General features: G+C 37.0%; 1 protein-coding gene. It reads right to left on the bottom strand.

The features are described 5' to 3' along the window. Positions 1–125: 125 nt before the first annotated feature. Entirely contained in the window at positions 126–1,331 is a 1,206-nt protein-coding gene (locus tag V7138_RS25005) for an IS256 family transposase (protein WP_335402696.1), read from the bottom strand. Positions 1,332–1,428: the final 97 nt, after the last annotated feature.

The following is a 1,428-nucleotide window of genomic DNA, read 5'->3' as shown; positions in this document are numbered from 1 at the left end:
TGTCAAGTCCTGTATTATGTGTAATTTCATTCCTCATGAAAAACAATGTTAACAGGTTTATTTGTTTTTGGTGTACTGGAAGGGGTACCCCTTCCAGTACACCAAAAATTCGCGCTTCGCGCATACTATTTCAATTTTTCCACTTTCTTTTTTATCTTTGTTTCTTCAGACTTGCTCCCGATAATTCTTTTTGAAACTTCATCAGCATAGTCCATTAAGAAGGCGCCAATGAGTCTGAAAGCTGACTGTGTATTAGGGAATATTCTTATTACGCTCTCTCTTCGTCGGACTTCCCCGTTAATTCTTTCAAGAGAGTTAGTGCTACGTAAATGTTTGTGAAATTTCGAATCTTCATTTAGGTACTGAACGGCATCTTCGAAGCCTTCTTCTAATATTTCAATCGCTTTTTCTAGTTTTGGATTGGCCCCAAAGAGATCAATAAATTCTTGTTTATACTTCCTTGCATCATCAACTGTAGTAACTTCAAAAATTCTTTTTAAGCCCATCTTCACTTCAACCATATCCTTTTTGGGCATATGATCGACGATATTCCTCTTAAAGTGGACTGTGCAACGTTGCCAAGAAGATCCCACAAATTCCGATCTGATTGCAGCCTTTAACCCCTTGTGTGAATCAGATATGATTAGTTTAGGAGAGTGTAAGCCTCTAGATTTTAGGTATTGGAAAAAACGTTCCCAAGCCTCTTTACTTTCAATGTGATCTACTTTTAAGCCTAGAATTTCACGTTTATTATTTTTGTCTACCGCAGTTGCGATATAGACGGCTTTAGAAACTACCCGATTGTGTTCTCTCACTTTGATATACATCGCATCTACGAAAACATAAGGATAGTACATTGTGTTCAGTGGACGATTTGCCCATTGATTGACTATTGGATCTAACCTTTCTGTAAGTGTTGATACAAATGATTTAGATACTTTTTGTCCACATAGCTGCTCCACAATATTAGTAACCTTTCTAGTGGAAACCCCATTCACAACCATTTCAAGCATGGCTAAAACAAAGGCTTGGTCACAACGAGCGTATTCTTCAAAAACTGAAGTAGAAAAGTCTCCGTTACGAGTCCTAGGTACTCTGAGCGTAATTTTTCCAATACTCATTAAAAGCTCTCTATCATAGTAACCATTGCGATAATCTTGACGCGTACTGGTACGCTCATAGGCACCTGCTTGTAGGTAATTATCACGCTCTTTTTCCATGAACTCATTAAGGACAAGGACAACGGATGCCTTGATGATAGTATCAAGGTTAGAAGTCATAACAGATTCTTTTAAAACATCTAGATTTAGGTTAAACTGTAATTGAGTCATATTAATTCCTCCACATAGTTTTCGTCGTTGTTAACATTGTGGTCAAGAGGAACTAATTTGACTCATTTTCTTTTTACACAATTATATGGACTTAATC

Source organism: Bacillus sp. JJ1533 (assembly GCF_036965045.1).
Lineage (GTDB): Bacteria > Bacillota > Bacilli > Bacillales > Bacillaceae_L > Ferdinandcohnia.
The sequence above is the reverse complement of the archived record's forward strand: the minus strand, read 5'-3'. Positions and strand labels throughout refer to the sequence as shown.